24 protein-coding genes and 6 tRNA genes are annotated in these 26,853 nt (G+C 63.3%); 26 read left to right on the plus strand and 4 right to left on the minus strand.

The window, feature by feature from the left end:
- Positions 1-2 precede the first annotated feature (2 nt).
- The 4 genes from EBN1_RS13255 (at position 3) to EBN1_RS13270 (ending at position 5,448) form a co-directional block, all read left to right on the plus strand.
- Complete coding sequence (locus tag EBN1_RS13255; protein WP_011238470.1) at positions 3-701, plus strand: CoA transferase subunit A; 699 nt, start codon at positions 3-5, stop codon at positions 699-701.
- Positions 698-1,351 carry a CoA transferase subunit B gene (locus EBN1_RS13260; RefSeq protein WP_277813111.1) on the plus strand — a complete coding sequence of 218 codons (654 nt, stop codon included), beginning with the start codon at positions 698-700 and terminating at the stop codon, positions 1,349-1,351. The genes EBN1_RS13255 and EBN1_RS13260 overlap by 4 nt, the downstream gene beginning before the upstream one ends.
- Before the next feature lie 402 nt (positions 1,352-1,753).
- Complete coding sequence (locus tag EBN1_RS13265; protein WP_011238473.1) at positions 1,754-3,796, plus strand: sigma-54-dependent Fis family transcriptional regulator; 2,043 nt, start codon at positions 1,754-1,756, stop codon at positions 3,794-3,796.
- 206 nt (positions 3,797-4,002) lie between these two features.
- On the plus strand, positions 4,003-5,448 hold the full coding sequence (locus EBN1_RS13270; RefSeq protein WP_041646363.1) for a mannose-1-phosphate guanylyltransferase/mannose-6-phosphate isomerase: 1,446 nt from the start codon (positions 4,003-4,005) through the stop codon (positions 5,446-5,448).
- Positions 5,449-5,515: 67 nt separating this feature from the next.
- Here the strand turns inward: EBN1_RS13270 and EBN1_RS13275 are convergent, their stop codons facing one another.
- The gene (locus EBN1_RS13275) at positions 5,516-6,313 is read right to left on the minus strand and encodes an outer membrane protein assembly factor BamD (RefSeq protein WP_011238475.1); all 798 of its coding nucleotides are present in this window, start codon (positions 6,311-6,313) and stop codon (positions 5,516-5,518) included.
- A gap of 13 nt (positions 6,314-6,326) precedes the next feature.
- On the opposite strand from EBN1_RS13275, the gene rluD reads away from it, so the two are divergent.
- Positions 6,327-7,289 (plus strand): 23S rRNA pseudouridine(1911/1915/1917) synthase RluD, encoded by a 963-nt coding sequence (gene rluD / locus EBN1_RS13280; RefSeq protein ID WP_241762730.1) that lies wholly within the window; start codon positions 6,327-6,329, stop codon positions 7,287-7,289.
- Positions 7,286-8,020 (plus strand): peptidoglycan editing factor PgeF, encoded by a 735-nt coding sequence (gene pgeF / locus EBN1_RS13285; protein WP_011238477.1) that lies wholly within the window; start codon positions 7,286-7,288, stop codon positions 8,018-8,020. The genes rluD and pgeF overlap by 4 nt, the downstream gene beginning before the upstream one ends.
- A 19-nt stretch (positions 8,021-8,039) precedes the next feature.
- Here the strand turns inward: pgeF and EBN1_RS22985 are convergent, their stop codons facing one another.
- Positions 8,040-8,264 (minus strand): hypothetical protein, encoded by a 225-nt coding sequence (locus EBN1_RS22985; RefSeq protein ID WP_011238478.1) that lies wholly within the window; start codon positions 8,262-8,264, stop codon positions 8,040-8,042.
- Between the two features lie 128 nt (positions 8,265-8,392).
- Here EBN1_RS22985 and EBN1_RS13295 point away from each other — a divergent pair, with 128 nt between their 5' ends.
- The 14 genes from EBN1_RS13295 (at position 8,393) to EBN1_RS13360 (ending at position 18,386) form a co-directional block, all read left to right on the plus strand.
- Positions 8,393-10,138: a PHA/PHB synthase family protein gene (locus EBN1_RS13295; protein ID WP_011238479.1), complete on the plus strand. Its 1,746-nt coding sequence runs from the start codon at positions 8,393-8,395 to the stop codon at positions 10,136-10,138.
- A 121-nt stretch (positions 10,139-10,259) separates the two neighbouring features.
- The gene (phbB, locus tag EBN1_RS13300) at positions 10,260-11,000 is read left to right on the plus strand and encodes an acetoacetyl-CoA reductase (RefSeq protein ID WP_011238480.1); all 741 of its coding nucleotides are present in this window, start codon (positions 10,260-10,262) and stop codon (positions 10,998-11,000) included.
- A 221-nt stretch (positions 11,001-11,221) separates the two neighbouring features.
- A complete protein-coding gene (gene phbB / locus EBN1_RS13305) occupies positions 11,222-11,962 on the plus strand; it encodes a beta-ketoacyl-ACP reductase (protein ID WP_011238482.1) in 741 nt (246 codons plus the stop codon).
- Between the two features lie 122 nt (positions 11,963-12,084).
- The gene (gene phaR / locus EBN1_RS13310) at positions 12,085-12,717 is read left to right on the plus strand and encodes a polyhydroxyalkanoate synthesis repressor PhaR (protein WP_011238483.1); all 633 of its coding nucleotides are present in this window, start codon (positions 12,085-12,087) and stop codon (positions 12,715-12,717) included.
- 55 nt (positions 12,718-12,772) lie between these two features.
- A complete protein-coding gene (gene rimO, locus EBN1_RS13315) occupies positions 12,773-14,104 on the plus strand; it encodes a 30S ribosomal protein S12 methylthiotransferase RimO (RefSeq protein WP_011238484.1) in 1,332 nt (443 codons plus the stop codon).
- Positions 14,105-14,119: 15 nt separating this feature from the next.
- A complete protein-coding gene (gene rssA, locus EBN1_RS13320; protein ID WP_011238485.1) occupies positions 14,120-15,064 on the plus strand; it encodes a patatin-like phospholipase RssA in 945 nt (314 codons plus the stop codon).
- Positions 15,065-15,080: 16 nt separating this feature from the next.
- Positions 15,081-16,487 carry an FAD-binding oxidoreductase gene (locus tag EBN1_RS13325; RefSeq protein WP_011238486.1) on the plus strand — a complete coding sequence of 469 codons (1,407 nt, stop codon included), beginning with the start codon at positions 15,081-15,083 and terminating at the stop codon, positions 16,485-16,487.
- A 73-nt stretch (positions 16,488-16,560) separates the two neighbouring features.
- Positions 16,561-16,636 (plus strand) — tRNA-Ala (locus EBN1_RS13330).
- Positions 16,637-16,654: 18 nt separating this feature from the next.
- Positions 16,655-16,730, plus strand: a tRNA-Glu gene (locus EBN1_RS13335).
- A 66-nt stretch (positions 16,731-16,796) separates the two neighbouring features.
- Positions 16,797-16,873, plus strand: a tRNA-Asp gene (locus EBN1_RS13340).
- Between the two features lie 112 nt (positions 16,874-16,985).
- Positions 16,986-17,061, plus strand: a tRNA-Ala gene (locus EBN1_RS13345).
- 18 nt (positions 17,062-17,079) lie between these two features.
- Positions 17,080-17,155: transfer RNA gene (locus tag EBN1_RS13350), tRNA-Glu, on the plus strand.
- A gap of 66 nt (positions 17,156-17,221) precedes the next feature.
- Positions 17,222-17,298: transfer RNA gene (locus EBN1_RS13355), tRNA-Asp, on the plus strand.
- 236 nt (positions 17,299-17,534) lie between these two features.
- Positions 17,535-18,386 (plus strand): 3-hydroxybutyryl-CoA dehydrogenase, encoded by an 852-nt coding sequence (locus EBN1_RS13360; RefSeq protein ID WP_011238487.1) that lies wholly within the window; start codon positions 17,535-17,537, stop codon positions 18,384-18,386.
- A 108-nt stretch (positions 18,387-18,494) separates the two neighbouring features.
- Here the strand turns inward: EBN1_RS13360 and rho are convergent, their stop codons facing one another.
- The gene (gene rho / locus EBN1_RS13365) at positions 18,495-19,754 is read right to left on the minus strand and encodes a transcription termination factor Rho (protein WP_011238488.1); all 1,260 of its coding nucleotides are present in this window, start codon (positions 19,752-19,754) and stop codon (positions 18,495-18,497) included.
- A gap of 132 nt (positions 19,755-19,886) precedes the next feature.
- On the minus strand, positions 19,887-20,213 hold the full coding sequence (gene trxA / locus EBN1_RS13370; protein ID WP_011238489.1) for a thioredoxin TrxA: 327 nt from the start codon (positions 20,211-20,213) through the stop codon (positions 19,887-19,889).
- Between the two features lie 275 nt (positions 20,214-20,488).
- Here trxA and fdxA point away from each other — a divergent pair, with 275 nt between their 5' ends.
- The 6 genes from fdxA (at position 20,489) to aroC (ending at position 26,788) form a co-directional block, all read left to right on the plus strand.
- On the plus strand, positions 20,489-20,812 hold the full coding sequence (fdxA, locus tag EBN1_RS13375) for a ferredoxin FdxA (protein ID WP_011238491.1): 324 nt from the start codon (positions 20,489-20,491) through the stop codon (positions 20,810-20,812).
- Between the two features lie 150 nt (positions 20,813-20,962).
- Positions 20,963-21,421, plus strand: a complete 459-nt coding sequence (locus EBN1_RS13380; RefSeq protein WP_011238492.1) for a CBS domain-containing protein — start codon at positions 20,963-20,965, stop codon at positions 21,419-21,421.
- Between the two features lie 176 nt (positions 21,422-21,597).
- Entirely contained in the window at positions 21,598-23,265 is a 1,668-nt protein-coding gene (locus EBN1_RS13385; RefSeq protein WP_011238493.1) for a long-chain-fatty-acid--CoA ligase, read from the plus strand.
- A 280-nt stretch (positions 23,266-23,545) separates the two neighbouring features.
- Entirely contained in the window at positions 23,546-25,213 is a 1,668-nt protein-coding gene (ilvB, locus tag EBN1_RS13390) for an acetolactate synthase large subunit (protein WP_011238494.1), read from the plus strand.
- Position 25,214: 1 nt separating this feature from the next.
- Entirely contained in the window at positions 25,215-25,529 is a 315-nt protein-coding gene (gene ilvN / locus EBN1_RS13395; protein ID WP_011238495.1) for an acetolactate synthase small subunit, read from the plus strand.
- A gap of 125 nt (positions 25,530-25,654) precedes the next feature.
- A complete protein-coding gene (gene aroC / locus EBN1_RS13400) occupies positions 25,655-26,788 on the plus strand; it encodes a chorismate synthase (protein WP_011238496.1) in 1,134 nt (377 codons plus the stop codon).
- Positions 26,789-26,853 lie beyond the last annotated feature (65 nt).

The following is a 26,853-nucleotide window of genomic DNA, read 5'->3' on the forward strand; positions in this document are numbered from 1 at the left end:
TTATGAGCAAAGTGTATCCCGACGCCGGTTCCGCGCTGGCCGACGTCGTACGGGACGGCCAGACCGTCGCGGTCGGAGGCTTCGGCCTGTGCGGCATCCCCGAGCAGCTGATCCACGGCCTGCGCGACGCAAAGGTCAAGGACCTGACCGTGATCAGCAACAACGCAGGCGTCGACGGCATCGGCCTCGGCCTGCTGCTCGAGACGCGGCAGATCCGCAAGATGGTCGCGTCCTACGTCGGCGAGAACGCCGAGTTCGAGCGTCAGCTGCTCGCCGGCGAACTCGAAGTCGAGCTCACGCCGCAGGGCACGCTCGCCGAGAAGCTGCGCGCCGGGGGAGCCGGCATTCCCGCGTTCTACACCCGCACCGGCGTCGGCACCCTCGTCGCGGAAGGCAAGGAGGAGCGCGACATCGATGGTAAGCGCTACCTGCTTGAGCGTTCGCTCACGGCCGACGTCGCGCTCGTCAAGGCGTGGAAGGCCGACCGGGCGGGCAACCTCGTCTATCGCAAGACCGCGCGCAACTTCAATCCGGTGGTCGCCACTGCCGGGCGCATCACCGTTGCGGAAGTCGAGGAACTGGTGGACACCGGCACGCTCGATCCCGATCACATCCACACTCCCGGCATCTTCGTCCAGCGCATCGTCGTCAATTCGCGCCCGACGAAACACATCGAACAACGCACCGTGAGAGAGGGATGACCATGGCCTGGACACGCAACGAGATGGCCCGCCGCGCGGCGCAGGAGCTGCGCGACGGTTACTACGTGAACCTCGGCATCGGCATGCCGACGCTGGTCGCGAATCATATTCCCCCCGGCATGGACGTGTGGCTTCAGTCGGAAAACGGCCTGCTCGGCATCGGGCCGTTTCCGACCGACGCCGAGGTCGACGCCGATCTCATCAACGCCGGAAAGCAGACCGTCACGACGCTCGCCGGCAGCAGCCTCTTCAGCAGCGCCGACTCCTTCGCCATGATCCGCGGCGGCCATATCGATCTGGCGATCCTCGGCGCGATGCAGGTCAGCGAGCACGGCGACCTCGCCAACTGGATGATCCCGGGCAAGCTGGTCAAAGGCATGGGCGGGGCGATGGACCTGGTGGCCGGAGTGCGTCGCGTGGTGGTAATGATGGAGCACTGCAGCAAGGGCGGCGAGCCGAAGATATTGCGTCGCTGCGAGCTGCCGCTGACGGGAGCAGGCGTCGTGAACCGCATCATCACCGACCTGTGCGTACTCGATGTCACGCCGCGCGGGCTGCGGTTGCGGGAAGTCGCGCCGGGAGTCGGAATCGAGAACGTCCTCGCGCAAACCGGTGCGCCGGTCGACGTCGATGAGATGGTGATCAGCTGAACGGGGAGTTCGCCCGTAATTCTCCGCGGCGCGGCTGCCCGGCGCCTGTTGCTGGCCGAGGTCGCTGCAGCCGCCCGGACGTGCGTCCGTTCGATTTCCGGACGCCGTCCGACGCTGACCGTCCGGAATCCGGACGGTCAGCAGTTTCGCCTCTCGGACGCTCCGCCGCGGAGTGTCTGGCCATTAGAGTGTGAAGAGATGTTTCCTTTGATGTGTCTCATGGCATCGATTTTGCTATTCTGCTAAGGCCGCAACGGAGGCTGGTGTTGCGGCTTCCGATCAGCCGCAGAGCTGACCATCCAAAACGCGTTCGATGGGCCTTCGCGGGCAGAATCCAAAGACTTCATCCAACGGCCGTGCTTGCCTCGGCCCGCCGCGAAGCACGCCCGAGGAGGAGACTTGATGACACGGATGCCGGAAGGGCAGATATTTTCCGACCCTCGCAACGACACTGCAGTGATGGCGGCGTGGGAACGCTTTCTCGACGGGGGCCGACCCACCGATTCGCTGCGCACACTCATCGACGGATCGTGGCAGCGCTGCCAGCAGCAGAATGTCGACCCGGACAAGTGCAGCGCCCCGCCGCCGGTCGAGGAATCGACGCTCTTCTCGCTCAAGCAGCACAACAGCGAACTGCTCGAAGCGAGCGCGCCGATCATGGCCTGTGCACGGGATTTTCTCGCCGAAACCGGCACGATGATGGTGCTCGCGGACACGAGCTGCACGATCCTGTCGACGGAAGGCGACGACCCGACGCTCGGTGTCGCCGAAAGCATCCACCTGATTCCCGGCGTGTCCTGGACCGAGCGAGTTTGCGGCACGAACGCGATCGGTACGGCGCTCGCCGTCGGGGAACCGGTGCAGATCCATTCAGCCGAGCATTACTGCGCCGGCATAAAGCGCTGGACGTGCTCGGCAACCGTGATCCGCCATCCGCACGATGGCGAGATCATCGGCGTCGTCGATGTCTCGGGATTATCGGAAAGCTACAGCCGGCAAAGTCTCGCACTGGTCGTGACGACTGCCAGTCGCATCGAGAGCAAGATCGCGATGCGCGAGATGGAGCGGCGCTACGTGCTGCTCGATGCATCGTTGCCGCGCTGGTCGGGGGCGATGGCCGGGCTGGTGCTGTTCGACCGCCGCGGGTATCCGGTCAAAATGAACGAGATCGCGCAGGCGGCGATGTCGGCCCTGGGCGCCGAAGTCGATCTCGCCAGGCCGCGTCGCATGCTGGAGATGGCGATCGACGAGCACGGACAATTGCGGCAGGACTCCGCGCTGCCGGCGTGGCTGCAGCGGGAATGGCTCGAGCCGGTGGTCGATAGCCGCGGCCAGCGGCTCGGAACGCTGCTCGTCGTGCCGCTGCCACGCCTCGGGCGCGCTGTGTCGGGCGAGGGCGCACGGGACTTGTCGCATGAACCTGCGCACCGGGAGGCGAACCTCCCCGCGGGCTTCGCGACGATCGTCACGCGCGACCCGGGGCTGCGCGAAGCGGTGCGCAAAGCCGACCAGCTGGCGCGCTCGAAAGTGCCGGTGCTGCTGCTCGGCGAGACCGGGGCCGGCAAGGAGGAGTTTGCGCAGGGACTGCACAAGGCGAGCCCGTTCCGCGATGGTCCCTACGTCGCGCTGAACTGCGGCGGCCTGACGCGCGAACTGCTCGCAAGCGAACTGTTCGGTTATGTCGACGGCGCGTTCACCGGTGCCCGCCGCGGCGGCCTCGTCGGCAAGATCGAGGCCGCGAACGGCGGCACGCTGTTCCTCGACGAGATCGGCGAGATGCCGCTCGACCTGCAGCCGCATCTGTTGCGCGTGCTCGAACAGAGCGAAATCTACCGGCTCGGCGAGAATGTGCCGCGCAAGGTCAATTTCCGCCTCATCGCGGCAACTCACCGCGACCTGCGCAAGGAGGTCGCCGACGGGCGCTTCCGCATGGACTTCTACTATCGCGTCGCAGTGACGTCGGTGCGCATTCCGCCGCTGCGCGAGCGCTGCGGCGACGTGCGCGCGCTGGCAGAGCATTTCGTCGAGCGCTTCTGCAAGCAGCATGACCTCGGGCCGCGGCGGCTCGACAACGAGCTGCTCGTGCATCTCGAAAACTATGCCTGGCCGGGCAACGTGCGGGAGCTGCGCAACGTCATCGAGAGCATGCTGCTGATGAGCGACCAGGAATGCGTCGGCCTCGACGCGCTGCCGCCGGAGCTGATGTCCGGCGCGGAGGCCGACACAGCGGGTCTCCCGCCTTCCGCGGGACGCGAGGCCCGTGCAGTTGCGTCCGTAAGCAGCATCGCACAGGGCGAAGCAGAGCTGATCCGTCGCGCGATCGCCACGACGCGCGGCAATCTCACGCGCGCCGCTCGCGAACTCGATATCGCGAAGAGCACGCTGTACCAGAAGGTCAAGCTCTACGGACTCGAAGGCGAGATTTGTCGCATGCGGGGAAGTTGACGGTTTCCCCGGCCGGTTCGCCGTGCCGCAGGGGACGTCGGGCGGCGGCGAGCGGGCACTTTTCGGTGCGCGGGATCACACTCTCTTGCAGTCGGCCGAAATGGCAGACGGGTTTTTATCGTATCCTCGCGCGAGCCGGGCAGTGCCTGTACCCGACTCCGGCGTGCGCGCACGCCGGTTCCTACCGAATCTCGACGGATCCCGCAATGAAACTTCACCCCGTTATCCTCTCCGGCGGCTCCGGCACGCGACTGTGGCCATTGTCCCGCGAACAGTATCCGAAACAGCTGCTGGCGCTGATCGGCGACGACACGATGCTGCAGCAGACGGCGCTTCGCCTCGCCGGTTTTTCCGGAGGCCTGCCGGTTTCCGACCAGCCGCTGGTCGTGTGCAACGAGGAATACCGCTTCATCACCGCCGAGCAGATGCGGGCGGCAGGGTGCCCGACGAACCACATCCTGCTCGAGCCCGTCGGACGCAATACCGCGCCGGCACTGACGCTTGCCGCGCTGACGGTGCGGCGCGACAGCGACGATGGGGTCTTGCTCGTGATGCCGGCCGATCACGTCATCCGTGACCGTGAGGCTTTCCACCGGGCAATCGACATTGGCATCGAAGCGGCGCTGGCCGGCGCGATGGTGACGTTCGGCATCGTGCCGGAGCGCGCCGAAACGGGCTACGGCTACATCCGCGTTGGCGCCGAAGCTAGTCCCGGCATTCACGCAGTCGCGTCCTTCGTCGAGAAACCCGACGCCGGGACGGCGGCCGAGTATGTCGCGAGCGGCGCGTACCTGTGGAACAGCGGCCTGTTCATGGTCAAGGCCGGCGTGTGGCTGAAGGCGCTCGGGCATTTCAATCCGGAAATGCTGGCAGCGTGCGAATCGGCGCTCGAGACGGCCGGCCGTGATGCCGACTTCGTCAGGGTCGGTTGCGAGGCGTTCCAGGCCTGTCCGTCGGATTCGATCGACTACGCAGTCATGGAGAAGCTCGCGGCGACGCCGGAGCTGGGCATTGCGCCGCAAGTCGTGCCGATGTCGGTCGGGTGGTCGGATGTCGGCGCCTGGGACGCGCTGTGGACGCTCGCCGACAAGGACGACGACGGCAATTCCGGACGCGGCGACGTGATGTTCGAAGGCACGACTGGGAGTCTCGTCCATGCGACGAGCCGCATGGTCGTGTGCCTCGGCGTCGAGGAACTGGTGATCGTCGAAACGCCTGACGCGGTGATGGTCGCGCGCAAGGACCAGACGCAGGACGTCAAGAAGATCGTCGCGCGGCTCAAGTCCGACAGCCGCCCGCAGGCGCTGGCACACCGCAAGATACACCGGCCGTGGGGCTGCTACGACTCGATCGACACCGGCGGCCGTTTCCAGGTCAAGCACATCGAGGTCAAGCCGGGCGCCTCGCTGAGCCTGCAGATGCACCATCACCGGGCGGAACACTGGATCGTCGTGCGCGGCACCGCGAGAGTCACGCGCGGCGACGAAACTTTTCTGCTATCCGAGAACCAGTCGACCTACATCCCGCTCGGCGTCACGCATCGTCTCGAAAACCCGGGAAAGATGCTGCTGGAGATGATCGAGGTGCAGTCGGGAAGTTACCTGGGCGAAGACGACATCGTGCGCTTCGAGGATACGTACGGCCGGAGCTGACGAGGGGAAGGTCGATTTGCGGCAGGCCGAACGTCTCCGAGCCCGGTGTTCCGGCCCGCCGCGGTGCTTACCAGAGCTGCCACCAGGGCCGGGTGTCCTTCGGCCCGCCGGCGAAATAGACGCTGTTCGGGAAGTTCTTGCGCATCACGCGGTCGGCGTCGTCGCGCAGCTCGGTCATGCCGAGCGTGTCGTAGCTTTTCACCAGCACGAACAGCGCTTCTTCGGCGGCAGGCGCCTGGGGATAGGTCTCGAGCGCCGTCCTGGCGCGGTTGACCGCGGCGACGTAGGCGCCACGGCGGTAGTAGTAACGTGCGACGTGCACTTCATGGGCGGCGAGCGAATTGACGAGATATTGCATCCGCTGGCCTGCGTCTTCGGCGTAGCGGCTTTCCGGGAAACGCTTCACGAGCTGGCCGAACGTGTCGAACGACTCCTGTGCGCCTTTCGGGTCGCGCTCGGAAAGATCCTGGTTGGACAGTCCGGCGAGCAGCCCGAGGTCTTCGTTGAACGTCGCGAGGCCTTTCAGATAGTAGGCGTAATCGGCATTCGGATGATTCGGATGAAGCTTGATGAAGCGGTCCGCGGCGGCGATCGCGAGCGCCGGTTCGCCCGACTTGTACTGGGCGTATGCGACCTCGATCTGGGCCTGCTGCGCATAGCGCCCGTACGGATAGCGTGCTTCGAGTTTTTCGAAGAGCTTGATCGCCTGCTCGTATGCCCCTTCGTTCATGAAGGTCTTGGCTTCGGAGTAGAGACGCTGCGCGTTCCAGCCCGCCGTCTCGTCGATCTGTTCGGGCATCGAACCGCAACCACCAAGCAGCAGCGCGGCGATAACCGCTAAACTTCGAAAAGTGACCCTGGCCATCAAAAAGACTCGCGTGAATGAACCGGACGATTATAGCCCACAGGATGCGGCGCCTTTGCACCACCGCTTGACGATTCCGGCCGACTGCGCCGGGTTGCGGGTCGACCAGGCGCTGGCGCGGCTGTTTCCGTCTCATTCGCGCAGCCGCCTGCAGGGGTGGCTGAAGTCCGGCCGGGTGAGCCTCGACGGCGACCAGCCGGATGCCAAGTTCAAGGTCTGGGGCGGGGAGTCGCTCGAAGTCGACGCAGCTCCGCCGCCCGAAGCCGCTGCCGAAGCGCCCGAAGACATTCCGCTCGTGGTGGTGCACGAAGACGAGGAAATCCTGGTCATCGACAAGCCGGTCGGGCTGGTGGTCCACCCCGGCAGCGGAAACTGGAGCGGCACGCTCCTGAACGCGCTGCTGCATCACGCCCCGCAACTGGCGGCCGTGCCGCGGGCCGGCATCGTCCACCGGCTCGACAAGGACACCAGCGGCCTGCTGGTCGTCGCGAAAACGCTGGAAAGCCAGACTGCCCTCGTGCGCCAGTTGCAGGCGCGCACCGTCAGGCGCCACTACCTTGCGCTGGTGCACCGCGCCGTCGCGGGAGCGGGCATGGTCGAGGCGCCGATTGGCCGCCACCCGACCCAGCGCACGCGGATGGCGGTCGTGCAGTCGGGGCGAGCCGCGGTGACCCGCTATCGCCCGCGGGAGCGCTTCGCACGCGTGACCCTCGTCGAGTGCCAGCTCGAAACCGGGCGTACGCATCAGATCCGCGTTCACATGGCGTACATCGGCCATCCACTGGTCGGCGACGCGACCTATGGATTGCGCCGCAGCGGCAGTCCGGTGCTCGACGCGTTCGCGCGGCAGGCGCTGCATGCTTTCCGGCTCGGCCTGCTGCATCCGGCGAGCGGCGCCGAGATGACTTGGGAATCGCCGCTCCCCGAGGATTTCGAAGCGCTGCTGGCGAGCCTGCGCGAGGAATCCGCATCGTGACGGAGGACTGGATCGAGCCGGACTGGCCGGCCCCGCCGCGCGTGCGCGGGCTCGTGACGACGCGCCACGGTGGGGTCAGCACGGGGCCGTACGCGAGCATGAATCTTGGCCTGCACGTCGGTGATTCGGTCGCCGACGTGCGCCGCAATCGGGCCCTGCTTCGGCAGTGCCTGCCCGATGAGCCGGCGTGGCTCGATCAGGTGCACGGCGTGGCGGTCGCCGACGCCGATCGCATCGGCATCCCGGCCCGCGCCGATGCGTCAGTCGCCAGGCGGGCCGGCGCGGTATGCGCCGTGATGACGGCCGATTGTCTCCCGGTGCTCTTCTGCAATGACGAAGGCAGCGTCGTCGCAGCGGCCCACGCGGGCTGGCGCGGTCTTGCCGCAGGGGTGCTGGATGCGACGCTGGCACGCATGGACGTACCGGCTGCGACGGTGATGGCATGGCTGGGGCCGGCGATCGGGCCAGCAGCTTTCGAGGTTGGCGACGAGGTTCGCGAGGTATTCGTCGCGGCCGATCCAGCCACTGCGATCGCCTTTCGACGTGCCGCCGAGGCCGGCAAGTGGATGGCCGATCTCTTCCTGCTCGCGCGCCTGCGTCTGGCCCGGCTCGACGTCTCACGCACGTACGGCGGCGACATCTGCACTTATGCCGGCCGGGAACGTTTTTTTTCCTACCGGAGGGAGGGTATCACTGGGCGCTTTGTGTCAATGGTATGGTTGGCACCTTAGGCCGGACGCATGATCGGTACTATTGATCGAGGGTGGAATCGGCTCTATCGTTGGCACCTGTCTCTTCGTCGCCGCGGCTCTTGCGTGCGCTCCGACGCCGTGCCGGGGTTCCGGACAGCCAGAGAAAAAGGGCTAGCGGTCCCACCCCCCAGAATATGAAAGTGAGCACGCCGCCAATCACCGTGGTGTCGGAAAGGGCAGCAAGCAGAACCACGTATGACCAGGCGATGGCGACAATGTACATGATTGCCGATTCTACCCGGCTTGTGCCCGCGGCCGCATGCCCGGCAAGCAGGGGGGAAGGAGCGTACACCACCAGGGTCGACGGGATATGCCCGCCAGCGGCCCGTACCCATGCCTCAGGAGGGGCGGATGTCTGATTCGGAAGACAAGCAGCAGGCTAACGCAGCAGCTCAGGGAATGCTGCAGTTCGGCCAGGCCATGATGCAGAACTTCTTCGACGCCGTGGGGCGTCAGCAGGCCGCGATGCAAGACAGCTCCGGCGCAACGGTCCAGCGGCTTCCGTTGCCGGAAGCGGAGGAACTCAGCCGCATGCAACAGCAGTTCGCCGAGCGGCACGCGGCGCTGTGGTCTGCGCTGTTGCAGCGCAAACCCGGCGAGCAGGCGGCACCGATCGTCGAACCGCCCCCCGGCGACCGCCGGTTTTCGTCGCCGGAGTGGGCGTCGAGTCCGGTGTTCGATTATGTCCGGCAGGCGTACCTGTTGAACTCCCAATTCCTCAAGCAGGTTTCCGACGCGGTGCCGATGGCCGATGGACGGGCCAAGTCGAGGGTGCAGTTTCTCACGCGGCAGTATATCGACGCGCTGGCGCCGTCGAACTTCGCCGCAACCAATCCCGAATTCATCAAGACGGCACTCGAGACCAAGGGCGAAAGCATCACGAAAGGGCTGAAGAACCTGATCGCGGATCTCGAAAAAGGGCGCATTTCGATGACCGACGAGGCGGCGTTCGAAGTCGGCCGCAATCTGGCGGTCACGCCCGGCGCGGTGATCCACGAGAACGAACTCGTTCAGCTGATCCAGTACGCGCCGCTCACCGACAAGGTCGCGCAGGTCCCGCTGCTGATCGTTCCGCCGAGCATCAACAAGTATTACGTGCTGGATCTGCAGCCGGAAAACTCTCTTGTGCGTTTCGCTGTCGAGCAGGGTTTCACGGTGTTCCTCGTGTCGTGGAAGAACGTCGGCGCCGAGGGCGGGCACTTCACGTGGGACGATTACGTCGACAAGGGGGTGCTGACCTCGCTCGATGTCGTGCGCGCGGTGACGCGCGTGAAAAAACCCAACGTGCTCGGTTTCTGCGTCGGCGGCACGATTCTGTCCGCAGCTCTTGCGGTCGCGCGAGGCCGCGGCGAGGAGCCGGTCGAGAGTGTGACGCTGATGACGACGTTGCTCGATTTCGCCGACGCCGGGGAACTCGGCTGTCTCGTCGATGAAGCGAGCGTCGCAGCGCGTGAAGCGGCGATCGGCAAGGGCGGGCTGCTCAAGGGGCAGGAACTTGCCAACGTCTTTTCCTCGCTGCGCGCCAACGACCTGATCTGGCAGTACGTGGTCGGCAATTATCTGAAGGGCAACACGCCACCGCCCTTCGACCTGCTGTACTGGAATTCGGACAGCACGAACCTGCCGGGACCGTTCCTGACGTGGTACCTGCGCAACATGTACCTCGAAAACAACCTCCGGGTGCCGGGCAAGCTCAAAGTGCTCGGCGTCAAGCTCGATCTCGGCAAGGTCGATGTGCCGGCCTACCTGCTCGCGACGCGCGAGGACCACATCGTGCCGTGGAAAGGCGCCTACCTGTCGCGCGGTCTGCTCGGGGGCGATACGACTTTCGTGCTGGGCGCGAGCGGGCATATCGCCGGGGCCATCAACCCCGCATCGAAGAATCGCCGCAGCTTCTGGGTCAATCCGTCCACCGCTGCCGACCCTGATGAATGGCTGGAGGGTGCCGCCGAACGCAAGGGCAGCTGGTGGCTGCACTGGATCGAATGGCTGAAGCTGCGCGGCGGCAAGCAGGTTGCGGCACGCGGGCGCATCGGCAATGCGACGTACACGCCGATCGAACCGGCTCCGGGCCGGTACGTGAAGGAAAAGGCCTGACGCGATAACCGACAAGAAAGATAGCCGACAAGAAGAATCAGCTCGCGGCAGCGGATACGGGGGGCGCTGCCGGGCATTGTTACAGACCCTTCGAGAGACGAAACGGGAGAGGAGTCAGAACATGGCAAGAGTTGCACTGGTAACGGGAGGCATGGGCGGCCTGGGCGAAGCGGTCTGCATCAAGCTGGCGGCACTGGGCTACAGGGTGGTGACCACGCATTCACCGGGTAATACCAAAGCCGGCGAGTGGCTGCAGACGATGAACAACATGGGTTACGGTTTCCGCGCCTTTCCCTGCGACGTGTCGGATTTCGATTCGGCCCGGAGCTGCGTCGAAACGGTGACGAAGGAGGTTGGCCCGGTGGAGGTGCTGGTCAATAACGCCGGCATCACCCGCGACATGACGTTCCGCAAGATGACCAAGGCGGACTGGGATGCGGTGATCTCGACCAACCTCGACAGCGTATTCAACATGACCAAGCAGGTCATGGACGGAATGGTCGAGCGCAAGTGGGGTCGGGTCATCAACGTGTCATCGGTCAACGGACAGAAGGGCGCGTTCGGCCAGACCAACTATTCCGCGGCCAAGGCCGGGATGCACGGGTTCACGAAAGCGCTGGCACTGGAAGTGGCTCGTTCCGGCGTGACCGTCAACACGATCTCGCCCGGATACATCGGCACCAAGATGGTGATGGCGATCCCGCAGGAGATCCTGGACACCAAGATCCTGCCGCAGATCCCGGTGGCGCGCCTGGGCAAGCCTGAAGAAATCGCGGGGCTGGTGGCCTACCTGTCGTCCGAGGAGGCGGCCTTCGTCACCGGCGCCAATATCTCGATCAACGGCGGTCAGCACATGTTCTGAGCAAGGTCCGCAAGGTTCGATGACGGCGTGTTCCGGCAGCAGGAGCACGCCGTTTTTGCTTATTGCATTGCAGCATCCTGCAACAAATGTGCTTATAATCTTTCCGCTCGTGGTACCCGCGTCCCGGGTGCCGCCTGTCAGTGAACCGAAGAGCGGGGCAGCCGACGAAGGCGCGACTGCCTGCGATTCCTCATCACCCAATTGCAGCAAGAGGATTGCAAATGAATCAGAAAGTCGCACTCGTCACCGGCGCCATGGGTGGCCTGGGTACCGCTATCTGCCAGGCGCTGGCAAAGGACGGAATGAAGGTCGTGGCCAATTGTCTCCCCGGCTTTCCGCAGAAGGATGAGTGGCTGGGACGGCAGAAGGAGCTCGGCTTCGATTTCATCGCTGCCGAAGGCGACGTATCGGACTATGACTCCTGTCGCGCGATGGTGGCGAAGATCGAGGGCGAGGTGGGTGCGATCGATGTGCTGGTGAACAACGCCGGGATCACCCGCGACAAGTTCTTCCCGAAGATGGAAAAGGTGCAGTGGGATGCGGTCATCAACACCAACCTCAACAGCCTTTTCAACGTCACTCACCACGTTTCGCCGAAGATGGCAGAACGGGGCTATGGCCGAATCATCAATATTTCTTCGGTGAACGGCGTCAAGGGCCAGGCCGGCCAGACCAACTACTCGACTGCCAAGGCGGGCGTGCTCGGCTTCACGAAAGCCCTTGCCGCGGAACTGGCGACGAAAGGCGTGACCGTCAATGCGATCGCGCCGGGCTATATCGGCACCGAGATGGTGATGGCGATTCGCGAAGACATTCGCCAGGGCATCATCGACAGCGTCCCGATGAAGCGCCTGGGCAAGCCGGAAGAAATCGGCGCTCTGTGCTCCTACCTGTCTTCCGATCTGGCCGGTTACGTGACCGGCGCGACGATCAACATCAACGGCGGCCTCCACATGTGCTGATGCAGCATCCGAAGCCTGTAGACGATTGTGAACCCCCGCCGAATGGCGGGGTTTTTCTTTCGGCAGCGCGGTATAATTTTTTTACAGAGCGGAATCGACCGCCGTCGAGGAGAAAAGCGAATATGGCCGAGCAAGCGCGCCTGATCAAGAAGTACCCGAATCGCCGTTTGTACGACACCCGGACCAGTTCGTACATCACGCTGGCCGACGTCAAGGAACTGGTGCTCAGCCGCGAAGAATTCCAGGTGGTCGATGCCAAAACCACTGAGGACCTGACGCGCAGCATCCTGCTCCAGATCATCCTCGAAGAAGAAGCCGGCGGCGCGCCGATGTTCACCAGCGATCTTCTTGCCCACATGATCCGCTTCTACGGCAACGCAACGCAGGGAATGATGGGGAAGTACCTCGAGAACAACATCAAGGCCTTTACCGAAATGCAGGGAAAGCTGCAGGAACAGGCGCAGGCCATCTATGGCGAGAACAGCCCGATCAGCCAGGACCTATGGGCACAGTTCCTGAATTTCCAGGGCCCAGCGCTGCAAAGCGTGATGGGTACCTACGTCGAGCAGAGCAAGAAGATGTTCTCGCAGATGCAGGAGCAGATCGAGAGCCAGACCCGCAACATCTTCACCGGATTCCCGTTCCCCAGTTACACTCCTGCGGGCAAGGACGAGACGACTGCAAAAACGGCTACCGGAACCGATGCACCGGCAGAAAACCCCACGGGCAAGGGCGGCCGCGCCGCCCAGAAATAAGGCGAACCCCGCCCGCGGCCACGATCGTGTGCCGCAGAGGGTTGCAACAGAGAGCATGACCCAGCAGAAATCCCAGCGCGTACCGCGCGTCGGCTTCGTGTCCCTCGGGTGCCCCAAGGCCACGGTCGATTCCGAACATATCCTGACCCGCCTGCGTGCCGAAGGCTACGACCTTTCCGGCAGCTACGATGACGCGGATCTCGTCGTCGTCAATACCTGCGGTTTCATCGATGCCGCAGTCGAGGAGTCCCTCGACGCCATCGGCGAGGCGCTCGCCGAAAATGGCAAGGTGATCGTCACGGGATGCCTCGGTGCCAAGGACGACGTCATCCTTGCCGCCCACCCCCAGGTGCTGGCAGTGACGGGTCCGCATGCCACCGACGCCGTGGTGAAGGCCGTACACCAGCATCTGCCGAAACCGCACGATCCTTTTACGGACCTCATTCCACCTCAGGGAATCCGGCTGACCCCGGCTCATTACGCCTACCTCAAGATATCCGAGGGCTGCAACCACCGCTGCAGCTTCTGCATCATTCCGTCGATGCGGGGCGACCTCGTCAGCCGTCCGGTCCATGACGTCATGCGCGAGGCCGAATCGCTCGTCGATTCCGGCGTGAAGGAACTCCTCGTGATCTCGCAGGACACCAGCGCTTATGGTGTCGACATGAAATATCGCACCGGCTTCTGGAACGGCCGCCCGCTCAAGACCAGGCTGATCGACCTGGCGAAGGCGCTCGGCGAACTCGGGGTATGGGTGCGGATGCACTACGTCTATCCCTATCCGAGCGTAGACGAACTGATTCCGCTGATGGCCGAAGGCAAGATCCTGCCGTATCTGGATGTGCCGTTCCAGCACGCCAGTCCGCGCATCCTCAAGGCGATGAAGCGTCCCGGGAATGTCGAAAACGTCCTCGAACGGATCCGCAAGTGGCGCAGCATTTGTCCCGACCTGACGATCCGCTCGACGTTCATTACCGGCTTCCCCGGTGAAACGGATGAAGATTTCGAGCAGCTGCTCCGTTTCCTCGAAGAGGCGCAGCTCGACCGCGTCGGTGCATTCGCGTATTCGCCTGTCGAAGGCGCCGCCGCCAATCTGCTGGCCGACCCCGTGCCGGATGAGGTTCGCGAGGAGCGGCGGATGCGTCTGATGGATTTCCAGGAAGACATCTCGACGCAGCGCCTCGAACGCTGGATCGGGCGCGACATCACCGTGCTCGTCGAGGAGGTCGACGATGAAGGCGCGGTTGCCCGCTCGGGGAGCGATGCCCCCGAAGTGGACGGGCTGGTCATCATCCCGGATGGCGACGGTCTCGTGCCCGGCGAATTCGCCAAGGTGCGCGTCACCGACTGCGACGTGCACGATCTTTACGCCAGGCCACTCCCGTGATGTCCTGCTAGCGCCATGTACGAAACGGCGCTCCCGTGCGTGCCCGGCAGCAGTCCGGTCATCGGTCTGGCTCTGGGCAGCGGTGCGGCGCGAGGCTGGGCCCACCTGGGCGTCCTGCAGGCGCTGGCTCGCGAAGGAATCGAGCCGCAGGTGATCTGCGGATGTTCGATCGGAGCGTTCGTCGGCGCCGCGATGGCAGCGGGAGATCTCACGAAGCTCGCCGAATGGGCACAGTCGCTGAAATGGCAGGATGTCGTTTCGCTGCTCGACGTCAGCCTCAGGGGCGGGCTGATCCGCGGACAGAAACTCATCCAGTTTTTCGAACGCAATTTCGTCGATCGGGATTTTTCCGAACTCCAGCGCTCCTTTGCGTGCGTCGCCACCGAACTGGAAACCGGGCGGGAGATCTGGCTGCGGGAAGGAAGCGTTTCGGCCGCTGTGCGCGCCTCGATCGCGCTTCCCGGGCTGTTCACACCGGTCATCCATAATGGCCGCCTTCTCGTGGACGGTGGTCTCGTCAACCCGGTGCCGGTTTCCCTGTGCCGCGCGATGGGAGCCGATGTCGTGATCGCGGTCGATCTGGGGTCGGACATGATCGGAAAATCCTGGCGTCCGGTGCCGGCCGAAGCCGAAACCGGTATCGGCTGGACGGAGCGCCTGTTCGGACGCCTGGGCTTTTTCGCCAGCGGCGGGAACGGTGAGCCGGGAAACGGTCAGAATCCGTTGCGTGAGGCAAACCTGCCTTCGCTTCTGACCGTTCTCACGAGCAGCATCAACATCATGCAGGTTCGTATCGCGCGCAGCCGGCTTGCCGGCGAGCCGGCCGATGTGCAGATTTCTCCGCGCCTGGGCCACTTGGGGCCGATGGATTTTCATCGGGCCGCGGAGGCCATTGCCGAAGGAGAGGCGGCCGTCGAACGGATGCTGCCCACGTTGCGATACTGCCTGGGGCATGGTTGAACCGGAGTTGCCCGATATGAACGAGTTGCTAAGCGCGCTTGCGGCCGCCGTCGGGGCGCCGCATGTGCTCACCGACCCCGAGTCGATGGCGCCCCACCTGACCGACTGGCGCGGACGCTATACGGGAACCGCGCTGGCGGTCGTCAAGCCCGCCGGAACGGCCGAAGTTGCGGCAGTCGTGCGGGCCTGTGCAGCGGCGGACGTGGCGATGGTCCCGCAGGGAGGAAATACCGGCCTGTGCGGCGGCGCGACCCCATTGCCGGACGGACAGACGGTGGTGATCAATCTGTCACGCATGAGTCGCATTCGCGCGGTCGATCCCGCCAACAATGCTTTGATCGCCGAGGCCGGCTGCACCCTTGCGGCCGTCCAGCAGGAGGCGGCATCGGTCGATCGGCTTTTCCCGCTGTCGCTCGCTTCGGAGGGGAGTTGCGAGATCGGCGGGAATTTATCCACGAACGCAGGCGGAGTTCATGTTCTGCGTTACGGCAACATGCGAGAACTGGTGCTCGGCGTCGAGGTCGTCCTGCCTGACGGCCGCGTATGGGACGGGTTGAGGGCATTGCGCAAGGACAACACCGGCTATGATCTGAAGCAGCTTTTCATCGGCGCGGAAGGCACGCTCGGTATCGTCACCGCGGCGGCACTGAAGCTCTTTCCCCGCATGCGCAGCCGCGCCACGGCCTGGGTTGCGATAGCCGACCCCGCGGCAGCTGTGACGCTTCTCGCCCGGCTGAGGAATGCAGGAGGCGATCGGGTGACGGCGTTCGAAATCGTCGGGCGCCCGGCGCTCGATCTGGTATTGAAGCATCTCCCCGGTGCCCGATCGCCGCTCGCCGACCCGGGCGCATGGGCGGTGCTCGTGGAGTTGATGGACGCTTCCGCCGATGCGCCGCTAGGGGAAATGCTCGAGCAGGCGCTGGCCGAAGCAATGGACGAGGGGCTCGTGCTCGATGCTGCGGTCGCTTCGAGCCTGGCGCAGGCCGAAACCCTCTGGGCGTTGCGCGAAAACGTCTCCGAGGCGCAGCGGCTGGAAGGCGTCAGCATCAAGCACGATATTTCGGTTCCGCTAAGCAGGATTCCGGAATTCCTCGAGCGGGCAGACGCTGCCCTTCTGACCGTATGGCCCGATGCGCGCATCGTTGCGTTCGGCCATATCGGCGACGGGAACCTCCACTACAACCTGTCGAAACCGAACGCGCAGGAAAACACCCATTTCATCGCGAGAACAGAGGAAGTCAATCGCCTCGTTCACGATGTCGTCGACCAGCTCGGGGGCTCGATATCCGCGGAGCACGGCCTCGGCCAGCTCAAGCGCGTCGAGGTCCGGCGCTACAAATCGGAAGTCGAACTGGAGTTGATGCGGGCGATAAAGGAATGCATCGATCCGCGCGGTTTGATGAATCCCGGCAAGGTTCTGTGAGATGCAAAGATAATCGCAATTCGGGGTTTACAGTGTTATTGGGTAGCCCTATAATGCGCGCTCTTTCGGGCCAGGGGGTATAGCTCAGCTGGGAGAGCGCTTGCATGGCATGCAAGAGGTCAGCGGTTCGATCCCGCTTACCTCCACCAACCGAAGAAAGCGACGATGTCCCCATCGTCTAGAGGCCTAGGACATCGCCCTTTCACGGCGGTAACCGGGGTTCGAATCCCCGTGGGGACGCCAGAACAAGGCGGGTCGCCGTGAGGCGGCGCGCAAACCGGCAGAAAACTGCCGGTAGCAGGTCAGCGCGGAGTGGTAGTTCAGTTGGTTAGAATACCGGCCTGTCACGCCGGGGGTCGCGGGTTCGAGTCCCGTCCACTCCGCCAGTTTTATGGCAGCAGTTTGGTGTGTTTTCGCTGGTGCATATCGAGTCGGATCGGCGAACAAGCTGTGCTTGCAGTGCGATCATTCAAGCGCTATAGTTCTCTGCTCTTTCGTGGGGGTATAGCTCAGCTGGGAGAGCGCTTGCATGGCATGCAAGAGGTCAGCGGTTCGATCCCGCTTACCTCCACCAACCGAAGAAAGCGACGATGTCCCCATCGTCTAGAGGCCTAGGACATCGCCCTTTCACGGCGGTAACCGGGGTTCGAATCCCCGTGGGGACGCCAGAACAAGGCGGGTCGCCGTGAGGCGGCGCGCAAACCGGCAGAAAACTGCCGGTAGCAGGTCAGCGCGGAGTGGTAGTTCAGTTGGTTAGAATACCGGCCTGTCACGCCGGGGGTCGCGGGTTCGAGTCCCGTCCACTCCGCCAACAGAAAAGGGAGCCTTCGGGCTCCCTTTTTTTCGCCCGTCAAGCGAGTGTCATCGGAACGCGATCATCAGGATCGGGTACGGGCCGCCGTGACCGGCGGATAGCTCCGATGGCGGGCGCTCGCGGCGCTGGCATCATCAAGGTAAATTGCACTAGAGTTTTCCCCATGCGCTTCGGTACGGGATTCTCGATGGCAATGCCGATGTGTTCGTTAAACGACAGGAGCGGGACATACAATGAATATGAAAAAAATCGGGATCGTCGGTGCCGGAACGATGGGAAACGGCATAACCCAGGCATTCGCGGTGGCAGGGTTCGACGTCGTGATGAGCGACGTTGCGGACGCCGCGTTGCAGCGCGGTCTGGCGACCCTCAGCGGCAGTCTCGATCGGCTCGTCAAGAAAGACAAGATGACGGAAGCGCAGAAGGCTGAGGCGCTTGCGCGGGTGAGCGGATCGACGGAGCTCGGCGCGATGAGCGACTGCGACCTCATCATCGAGGCGGCAACGGAAAACCTCGCACTGAAGCTGAAAATCTTCGAGCAACTGGACGCCCTTGCAAAACCCGAAGCGATCATCGCGAGCAATACGTCATCGATCTCGATCACGAAGCTCGCCGCTTCCACGCGACGCGCCGACCGAGTTATCGGCATGCATTTCTTCAATCCCGTTCCGGTGATGGCGCTGGTGGAGCTCATTCGCGGCTTGCAGACGTCCGACGCCACTTACACGATGGTCGAGACGCTTGCCGGGGCAGTCGGCAAGACGTCGGTGCAAGTGCGCAACAGTCCGGGTTTCGTGGTCAACCGGCTGCTGTGCCCGATGATCAACGAGGCGATTTTTGCCCTCGGGGAAGGCCTTGCGAGCGCGGCCGAGATCGACGAGGCGATGAAGCTGGGCTGCAACCATCCCATCGGCCCGCTCGCGCTGGGCGACATGATCGGTCTCGACGTGGAACTCGCGGTGATGCAGGTGCTCTTCGAAGGTTTCAAGGATCCGAAGTATCGCCCCGCGCCGCTTCTCGTGGAGATGGTCGAGGCGGGCTATCTCGGCCGCAAGTCAGGCAAAGGTTTCTTCGAGTATAAATAAGCTGCTTCGGGGAGACGGCCGGCTGTAGAGTCCCGTTGTAGTGCCTCCTCCGGAACGCTGCAATAAAAACGCCACCCTCGGGTGGCGTCATGACTTGAACGTCCTGCTTCAGCCGCGGCGCATCGCGTCGAAGAACTCGCCGTTGCTCTTGGTGGCCTTGATCTTGTCGAGCAGGAATTCCATCGCGTCGATGTCGTCCATGCCATACAGTAATTTGCGCAGGATCCACACTTTCTGCAGTACGTCGGGCTTGAGGAGGAGTTCCTCCCGGCGCGTGCCGGACCGATTGACGTTGATCGCCGGATAAACCCGCTTCTCGGCCATGCGGCGATCGAGGTGCAACTCCATGTTGCCCGTGCCCTTGAATTCTTCGTAGATCACGTCGTCCATGCGGCTGCCGGTGTCGATCAGCGCGGTCGCGATGATCGTCAGCGACCCGCCTTCCTCGATGTTCCGGGCGGCGCCGAAGAAGCGCTTGGGCTTCTGCAGCGCGTTCGCGTCCACGCCGCCGGTGAGCACCTTGCCCGATGCGGGCACCACGGTGTTGTAGGCGCGCGCGAGGCGCGTCAGCGAGTCGAGCAGAATGACGACGTCCTTCTTGTGCTCGGTCAGGCGCTTGGCCTTCTCGATCACCATCTCGGCGACCTGGACGTGGCGAGAAGCGGGTTCGTCGAAGGTGGAAGCGACCACTTCACCTTTGACGGATCGCTGCATCTCGGTCACTTCCTCCGGGCGCTCGTCGATGAGCAGTACGATGACGACGACGTCGGGATGATTGGCGACGATGGAGTGGGCGATGTGCTGCAACATCACCGTCTTGCCGCTCTTCGGCGGGGAGACGATCAGGCCGCGCTGGCCTTTGCCGATCGGCGCGATCATGTCGATCACCCGGCTCGTGATGTTTTCTTCTCCGCGGATGTCCCGTTCGAGCTTGAGGCATTCGTTGGGGTGCAGCGGCGTGAGGTTCTCGAAGAGGATCTTGTGCTTGCAGGCCTCGGGAGGCTCGCTGTTGATCTTGTCCAGCTTGACCAGCGCGAAATATCGCTCTCCGTCTTTGGGCGTGCGAATCTCGCCTTCGATCGTGTCGCCGGTGTGAAGGTTGAAGCGCCGGATCTGCGACGGGGAAACGTAGATGTCGTCAGTGCCGGCAAGATAGGAAATGTCCGGGGAACGCAGGAATCCGAATCCGTCGGGCAGGACTTCGAGTGCTCCGTCGCCATAGATCGGTTCGCCCTTCTTCGCCCGGTTCTTGAGCAGGGCGAACACGAGTTCCTGTTTGCGCAACCTGTTGGCGCCATCGATTTCATTCGCGATGGCCATTTCCAGCAGTTCGCTTACGTGGAGGGACTTAAGCTCCGATAATTGCATGGCGAGAGGGCGCAACAAGGCGCTATTGGATGAAGCAGGTGAAGGGATCTGGGAGAGAGGCAATCGCGGCGCCGGGAATTTCGGCACGGGGCGCGGGAGGCGCCGCGGAAACGGATTGGACTGTAGCGCTGCTCAGAGGTTGCTGTCAATGAAGGCAGTGAGCTGGGACTTCGACAGCGCGCCGACCTTCGTGGCTTCGACGTTGCCGCCCTTGAACAGCATCAGCGTCGGAATGCCCCGCACGCCGAATTTGGCGGGCGTCTCCTGGTTTTCGTCGATGTTGAGCTTCGCGACTTTCAGCTTGCCGGCGTATTCCTTGGCGACGTCGTCGAGAATCGGCGCAATCATCTTGCACGGGCCGCACCATTCGGCCCAGTAGTCGACCAGCACGGGGGTCTGCGACTGAAGCACCTCGGCTTCAAAATTGCCGTCGGTGACGTAATGGATATGCTCGCTCATGTTTCCTCGCATCAGGGGTAACGGTAGTGCTTCGGATAGGGGGGCGGGCCCTGACGGACCCGGTCGACAAGGCGGAATCGAACCGCCTCGTGCTGGGAGTTTCCGAAAAGTTATGCGAAGCCGGCCCGCGCGTCAAGAAGTTCTCCGGGCCAAGGGGCTACACCGGGCGAGGCGAGGGAGGCGGCAATGGCACCAGGCGGGCTCTCTCGGCTATATTGTGAGCACTGGGAGTGCTGCCCATTTTGACCGCGTACCGAACTGATGGAGTTCAAATAATGACTTATGTTGTAACTGAAGCCTGCATCCGCTGCAAGTACACCGACTGTGTTGACGTCTGTCCGGTGGACTGCTTCAGGGAAGGGGCAAATTTCCTTGCGATCGACCCGACGGAATGCATCGACTGCACCCTGTGTGTCGCGGAGTGTCCGGTGGAAGCCATTTTTGCCGAGGACGACGTCCCCGAGGGGCAGCGTCATTTCATCGCCCTCAATGCCGAACTCGCGCAGCAGTGGAAGCCGATTGTCGAACGCAAGGATCCCTTGCCGGATGCCGACGAGTGGGCGAAGCGAACAGGCAAGCTCGACGAACTGACCAAATAAAGAACTCGAATAACGCAGTGGAGAGCCGCATTCGAGGTCTGCGCACGCCGCGACGACGAGTGCGGCGATTTATGCAGACGCTGTTCGTGCTCACGACATTCCACTAACATCGCCCAAGGTGAATTACATGAAAATGGTGGGGGAATACAAATGCTGGTGAGCGAGATTCTTGCGATCAAGGGCAAGGTGCTCTATACGATTGCTCCCAGCAGGAGCATGGCTGAAGCGGTAGCCATCATGACGGAGCAGGACGTCGGCTCGCTCGTGGTTTTTTCGCAGGGCCAGATGACCGGCATGCTGACTTTTCGCGAGGTGCTGCAGGCCGTACACAAGGGCGGCGCGGGGTGGGCCGAGATGCCCGTCGAAGCGGCAATGCTTCCCGGGCCGATGATCGCGTCCCCCGACATGGAAATGGATGCGCTGCGTCGCCTGATGGTCGATCACCACCAGCGTTATCTGCCAGTGATGGACGGTAATACGCTGATGGGCGTGGTGTCCTTCCATGACGTGGCGAAGGCGGTGCTTGAAGAGCAGAGCTTCGAGAACCGGATGCTGAAAAACTACATTCGCAACTGGCCGCGCGAGCCGGGCGAAGAGGACGAAAAATAACGCAGCAGCTTCTCGTTGCGGCGGATGCGCGAGTCCGGTGACAGGGCGTGACGATCATTGCCGCGGCTCCGATGACAGACCGGATCCCGCCGCCGCGTCTCTGACGCCGGGCGGGTTCCGGATGGCTTGATCAGATCACGCTTGCCGGCAGCGGTTTCTGGCTGAAGGAGTCGATGATGGAAAAGATCTGGCTGCAGAGCTATCCCCCGGGCGTTCCCGCAGAAATCGATCCCGACGAGTTCAGCTCCATCGGCGATCTGTTCAGCCGCAGCGTGCGGCAGTTTGGTGACCGGCCGGCCTACATCAACATGGGCAAGGGCATCAGCTATACCGAACTCGACCGCTTGTCCGTCCGGTTCGCAGGCTTCCTGCAAGGCGCGCTGAAGCTTCCGAGGGGCGCGCGCGTTGCGCTGATGATGCCCAACATGCTGCAGTACCCGATCGCCATGTTCGGAGTGCTCCGGTCCGGCTACGTCGTTGTCAACGTCAATCCGCTGTATACCGCTCGTGAGCTGGAGCATCAGCTCCGCGACTCCGGCGCCGAGACGATCGTCATCGTCGAGAATTTCGCTAGCACGCTCGAACAGGTGCTGCCGAAGCTCACGATGCCTCATATCGTCGTCACGAGCCTCGGCGAAATGCTCGGCTTTCCGAAAAGCCTGATCGTCAATCTGGTCGTCCGACAGGTCAAGAAGCTGGTGCCGTCATGGAATCTCCCAGGTCATGTGAGTTTTTCGGCGGCATTGTCCAAGGGCGCCGCATTCCCGCTCGAGCCGGTGAGCGTCGGACACGACGACATCGCCTTTCTCCAATACACGGGTGGCACCACCGGCGTGGCGAAAGGGGCAGTGCTGACCCATCGCAACATCATCGCGAACCTGCAGCAGGCACACGCCTGGATCCGGCCCTTCGTGCATGAAGGCGAGGAAATCATCATCACGGCGCTTCCGCTCTATCATATTTTTTCCCTGACCGCGAACTGCCTGACATTCTTCAAGCTCGGCGCGACGAACGTGCTGATCACCAATCCTCGCGACATTCCCGGCTTCATCAAGGAACTCGCCAAGTACAAATTCACCGCCATCACCGGGGTCAATACGCTGTTCAATGCGTTGCTGAACAACCCGGATTTTGCCAAGCTCGATTTCTCCCGGCTCCACATCGCGCTCGGCGGGGGAATGGCGGTGCAGCAGCAGGTGGCGGACCGCTGGCGACGGATCACCGGACAGCCGCTCATCGAGGCCTACGGACTGACCGAAACCTCGCCCGCGGTGACGATAAACCCGCTCGATCTGCCCGCCTTCAATCATTCGATCGGCCTGCCCGTTTCATCGACGGAAGTGAGCATTCGCGGCGACGACGGCAGCGAAATGCCGCTCGGGCAGCCCGGCGAACTGTGCGTGCGGGGGCCGCAGGTGATGCGCGAGTACTGGAATCGGCCGGAGGATACGGCCCACGTCTTTACGCCCGATGGTTTCCTGCGCACCGGTGACATCGCGACGATCGACGAAAAAGGCTTTGTGCGTATCGTCGATCGCAAGAAGGACATGATTCTGGTATCGGGTTTCAACGTCTTTCCGAACGAGATCGAGGACGTCGTCGCAAGCCACCCAAGCGTGCTGGAAGTCGCCGCAGTGGGCGTGCCGGACGAGCGCACCGGGGAAGCCGTCAAAGTGTTCATCGTGCGCAAAGATCCCTCGCTCACCCGCGAAATGATCATTGCGCACTGTCGCAAAAGCCTGACTGCATACAAGATCCCTCACCTCGTGGAGTTTCGCGACGAATTACCGAAGACGAATGTCGGCAAGATCCTGCGGCGCCTGTTGCGGGACGGGAAGGCCTGAACGAACGCGTTGCCGCGTCGCGCTTGTTTTTCTGTTCGATCCGTGGTTAGAATCCGCAGCACCGATCCCGATATTTGTAGTGCCATGACGCATCTGGTTCTCTCCCTCGCCGTAGTACTGCCGGTACGCGTAGTAGCAAGCGTAGGCAGGCGCGCGTCTTAAGGGCAAGGGACAACCAGGTAGCATCGATTCCAACCCCCGCCGGCGCGCAGGCCCGGCGGGGGTTTGTTTTTTGCGCCGCCGGTTCCTGCCGCCCGGATATGAACCGAAGGAGATCATGATGATTCAGATGACCGGCGCCGAACTGATCCTGCGCTTGCTTGAACGGCAGGGCATACGCACCGTTGCCGGTATTCCCGGCGGCGCTATCCTGCCGCTCTACGATGCGCTGTCGGGTAGCAAGCTGATTCGCCACGTGCTCGCCCGTCATGAACAGGGAGCCGGGTTCATCGCCCAGGGGATGGCCAGGGTGTCGGGCCGCCCGGAGGTGTGCTTTGCCTCGAGCGGCCCCGGTGCGACGAACCTGGTTACGGCGATCGCCGACGCGCATCTGGATTCGATTCCCATGGTGGCGATCACCGGGCAGGTGCCGCTTTCGATGATCGGCACCGACGCCTTCCAGGAAGCCGACATCTACGGCATGACGGTGCCGGTCACGAAGCATAATTTCCTCGTGCGCTCGGCAGCCGAATTGCTGGAGGTGATTCCCGACGCGTTTCGCCTCGCGATGTCCGGGCGTCCCGGCCCGGTGCTGATCGACATCCCGAAGGATGTGCAGACCCAGGTCGTGAGCTTCGATGCGTTTCCGCTGCCGGCCATCCCGAATGCCGCGCCCGCAAGCGATCCGGACGCGATCGAGGAGGCGGCACGACTCATCAATGCTGCGGAACGCCCGGTGTTGTATGTCGGCGGCGGCGTGATTCATTCCGGCGCAGCGCAGCAAATCGTCATGCTCGCCGAGCGTGCCGGCTTGCCGACCACGATGACGTTGATGGCGCTGGGCGTGATGCCGATCGACCACCCGCTTTCGCTCGGCATGCTGGGGATGCATGGCGCGCGCTACACGAATTTCATCCTCGAAGAATCGGACCTGCTGATCTGCGTCGGTGCGCGCTTCGACGACCGGGCGATCGGCAAGGCGGCGCAATTCTGCCCGCGGGCGAAGATCGTGCATATCGACATCGATCCGTCCGAACTGCACAAGATCAGGAACGCGCATGTCGCGATCAATGGGGATGTCGGCGTGGTTCTCGACGCGCTGTTGCCGCGGGTGAACATCAGGCTGCGCAAGCGCTGGCTGTCACATGTCGGCAGCCTCAAAAGCCGTTTTCCGCTGCACATGCCGAGGCTGGAGGATCCGCGCAGCCCCTATGGTCTCGTTCAGGCGGTCGCCTGTGCGGTGAGTGATGAGGCAGTGGTCACCACCGACGTCGGGCAGCACCAGATGTGGGTTGCCCAGGCTTATCCGTTTCGCCGGCCCCGTCAGTGGCTGACCTCCGGCGGGTTCGGGACGATGGGATTCGGCTTGCCGGTGGCGGTCGGCGCAGCGCTGGCAGCTCCCGCGCGAACGGTCATCTGCTTCACCGGTGATGGCAGCTTCAAGATGAACATCCAGGAACTCGCGACGCTCGCCGAAGAAGGGCTCAACGTGAAGATCGTGCTGATGAACAACAACTCGCTCGGGCTGGTGTATCAGCAGCAGAGCCTGTTCTACGGTAAACGGGTGTTCGCGTCGAAGTACCAGGGCGCACCGGATTTTCTGAAAATTGCCGAGGGCTTCGGCATCGACGGCGTCGATCTCGATACGGTCCGGAACCCCCGCGCGGCGCTTGCCCAGGCGCTGAACGCCCCGGGGCCGTGCCTGATCCACGCATCGATCGACTGCGAGGAATTCGTCTATCCGATGGTGCCTCCAGGCGGTGCGAACACCGAAATGATCGGAGGCTGACATGATCGAACAAGTTGCCGAACCCTTGCAGCAATCCGGCTTCGCCAAAGTCGTGCTGGAACTCGAAGTCAACAATCACCCCGGCGTGATGAGTCACATCTGCAATCTGTTCGCCCGTCGTGCGTTCAACGTCGAAGGCATCTTGTGCATGCCGCTGTCCGATCCGCGCCGCAGCCGCATCTGGCTGCTGGTGTTCGAGGACCAGCGGCTGGAGCAGATGGTGCTGCAGGTGGAGAAGCTCGTCGACGTATTGTCGGTGCGCCGGCACGGGGCGGAGCATGAAGTATTCGAACGGCTGGAGAAATTTTTCTACTGAGCATCGAGCGATCGCGCGAATGGGCTGCAGAGTGCGGAGAGCGGCCCGGACAAGACCGGGACGGCGTCCTGAAGCGCTGTGCTAAACTCGGCGCGTCTCCACCCCTCGTCTGAAATCGGGATTCGATGTCCGGCAATAGCTTAGGCAAACTCTTTTGCGTCACTTCTTTTGGTGAGTCGCATGGTCCGGCGATCGGCTGTGTCGTGGACGGGTGTCCGCCGGGCATGCCGATTTCGACGCAGGAGATCCAGGTCGAGCTCGATCGGCGCAAGCCCGGGACGTCGCGGCACGTCACGCAGCGGCGCGAACCGGACGAAGTGGAGATTCTTTCGGGGGTGTTCGAGGGCGTTACGACCGGCACTCCGATTGCGCTGCTGATTCGCAACCAGGACCAGCGCTCTCGTGATTACGGCAACATCGCCGAGACGTTTCGCCCCGGTCATGCCGATTATGCGTACTGGCAGAAATACGGGATACGCGATCACCGTGGCGGCGGCCGCTCGTCGGCGCGCGAGACGGCGGTGCGCGTGGCGGCGGGTGCGATCGCACGCAAATGGCTGAATCAGCAGTACGGAGTCGTCATCCGCGGCTTCATGTCGCAGCTCGGACCGATCGAGATCCCGTTCGTCGACTGGGATGAAGTCGGGCGCAACCCGTTCTTCGCCCCCAACGCGTCGATCGTGCCGGCGCTCGAGGACTACATGGACGAACTGCGCAAATCCGGCGACTCGGTCGGAGCGCGCATCGATGTCGTGGCCAGCGGCGTTCCGGTGGGCTGGGGGGAGCCGGTGTACGACCGGCTCGATGCGGATATCGCCTACGCGATGATGGGCATCAACGCGGTAAAAGGCGTCGAGATCGGCGCCGGTTTTTCCAGCGTTGCGCAGCGCGGCACCGAACATTCCGACGAAATGACCCCCGAAGGTTTCCTGTCGAACAATGCCGGTGGAGTGCTGGGCGGCATTTCGACGGGCCAGGACATTCTCGTGAGCATGGCTGTGAAGCCGACCTCGAGCATTCGACTCGATCGTCGCTCGATAGACAAGCAGGGCGACGCCGTGGTCATCAACACCCATGGTCGCCATGACCCGTGTGTCGGTATCCGCGCCACCCCGATCGCCGAAGCGATGCTGGCGATCGTGTTGATGGACCACGCGCTGCGTCATCGCGCCCAGTGCGGCGACGTTTCCTGCGCGACGCCGAAGCTCGCCCGGCTCGCGCCCTCCGGCGTGCAGCGCGTTCCCGCGCCCCCGCGCTGACGGCTTTGCCGTTCGTTCGGGCGCCGGCCGTGCGTCAGGCACTGTCTGCCGCCCGCCGCCGGCGC

This window comes from Aromatoleum aromaticum EbN1, from assembly GCF_000025965.1.
Classification (GTDB): Bacteria; Pseudomonadota; Gammaproteobacteria; order Burkholderiales; family Rhodocyclaceae; genus Aromatoleum; species Aromatoleum aromaticum.

What these genes read in the sequence shown, in the direction of transcription:
- EBN1_RS13255 (WP_011238470.1), top strand. Translation starts at nt 3, where the DNA reads ATGAGCAAAGTGTATCCCGACGCCGGTTCCGCGCTGGCCGACGTCGTA.
- EBN1_RS13260 (WP_277813111.1), top strand. Translation starts at nt 698, where the DNA reads ATGACCATGGCCTGGACACGCAACGAGATGGCCCGCCGCGCGGCGCAG.
- EBN1_RS13265 (WP_011238473.1), top strand. Translation starts at nt 1,754, where the DNA reads ATGACACGGATGCCGGAAGGGCAGATATTTTCCGACCCTCGCAACGAC.
- EBN1_RS13270 (WP_041646363.1), top strand. Translation starts at nt 4,003, where the DNA reads ATGAAACTTCACCCCGTTATCCTCTCCGGCGGCTCCGGCACGCGACTG.
- EBN1_RS13275 (WP_011238475.1), bottom strand. Translation starts at nt 6,313, where the DNA reads ATGGCCAGGGTCACTTTTCGAAGTTTAGCGGTTATCGCCGCGCTGCTG.
- EBN1_RS22985 (WP_011238478.1), bottom strand. Translation starts at nt 8,264, where the DNA reads ATGTACATTGTCGCCATCGCCTGGTCATACGTGGTTCTGCTTGCTGCC.
- EBN1_RS13295 (WP_011238479.1), top strand. Translation starts at nt 8,393, where the DNA reads ATGTCTGATTCGGAAGACAAGCAGCAGGCTAACGCAGCAGCTCAGGGA.
- phbB (WP_011238480.1), top strand. Translation starts at nt 10,260, where the DNA reads ATGGCAAGAGTTGCACTGGTAACGGGAGGCATGGGCGGCCTGGGCGAA.
- phbB (WP_011238482.1), top strand. Translation starts at nt 11,222, where the DNA reads ATGAATCAGAAAGTCGCACTCGTCACCGGCGCCATGGGTGGCCTGGGT.
- phaR (WP_011238483.1), top strand. Translation starts at nt 12,085, where the DNA reads ATGGCCGAGCAAGCGCGCCTGATCAAGAAGTACCCGAATCGCCGTTTG.
- rimO (WP_011238484.1), top strand. Translation starts at nt 12,773, where the DNA reads ATGACCCAGCAGAAATCCCAGCGCGTACCGCGCGTCGGCTTCGTGTCC.
- rssA (WP_011238485.1), top strand. Translation starts at nt 14,120, where the DNA reads ATGTACGAAACGGCGCTCCCGTGCGTGCCCGGCAGCAGTCCGGTCATC.
- EBN1_RS13325 (WP_011238486.1), top strand. Translation starts at nt 15,081, where the DNA reads ATGAACGAGTTGCTAAGCGCGCTTGCGGCCGCCGTCGGGGCGCCGCAT.
- EBN1_RS13360 (WP_011238487.1), top strand. Translation starts at nt 17,535, where the DNA reads ATGAATATGAAAAAAATCGGGATCGTCGGTGCCGGAACGATGGGAAAC.
- rho (WP_011238488.1), bottom strand. Translation starts at nt 19,754, where the DNA reads ATGCAATTATCGGAGCTTAAGTCCCTCCACGTAAGCGAACTGCTGGAA.
- trxA (WP_011238489.1), bottom strand. Translation starts at nt 20,213, where the DNA reads ATGAGCGAGCATATCCATTACGTCACCGACGGCAATTTTGAAGCCGAG.
- fdxA (WP_011238491.1), top strand. Translation starts at nt 20,489, where the DNA reads ATGACTTATGTTGTAACTGAAGCCTGCATCCGCTGCAAGTACACCGAC.
- EBN1_RS13380 (WP_011238492.1), top strand. Translation starts at nt 20,963, where the DNA reads ATGCTGGTGAGCGAGATTCTTGCGATCAAGGGCAAGGTGCTCTATACG.
- EBN1_RS13385 (WP_011238493.1), top strand. Translation starts at nt 21,598, where the DNA reads ATGGAAAAGATCTGGCTGCAGAGCTATCCCCCGGGCGTTCCCGCAGAA.
- ilvB (WP_011238494.1), top strand. Translation starts at nt 23,546, where the DNA reads ATGATTCAGATGACCGGCGCCGAACTGATCCTGCGCTTGCTTGAACGG.
- ilvN (WP_011238495.1), top strand. Translation starts at nt 25,215, where the DNA reads ATGATCGAACAAGTTGCCGAACCCTTGCAGCAATCCGGCTTCGCCAAA.
- aroC (WP_011238496.1), top strand. Translation starts at nt 25,655, where the DNA reads ATGTCCGGCAATAGCTTAGGCAAACTCTTTTGCGTCACTTCTTTTGGT.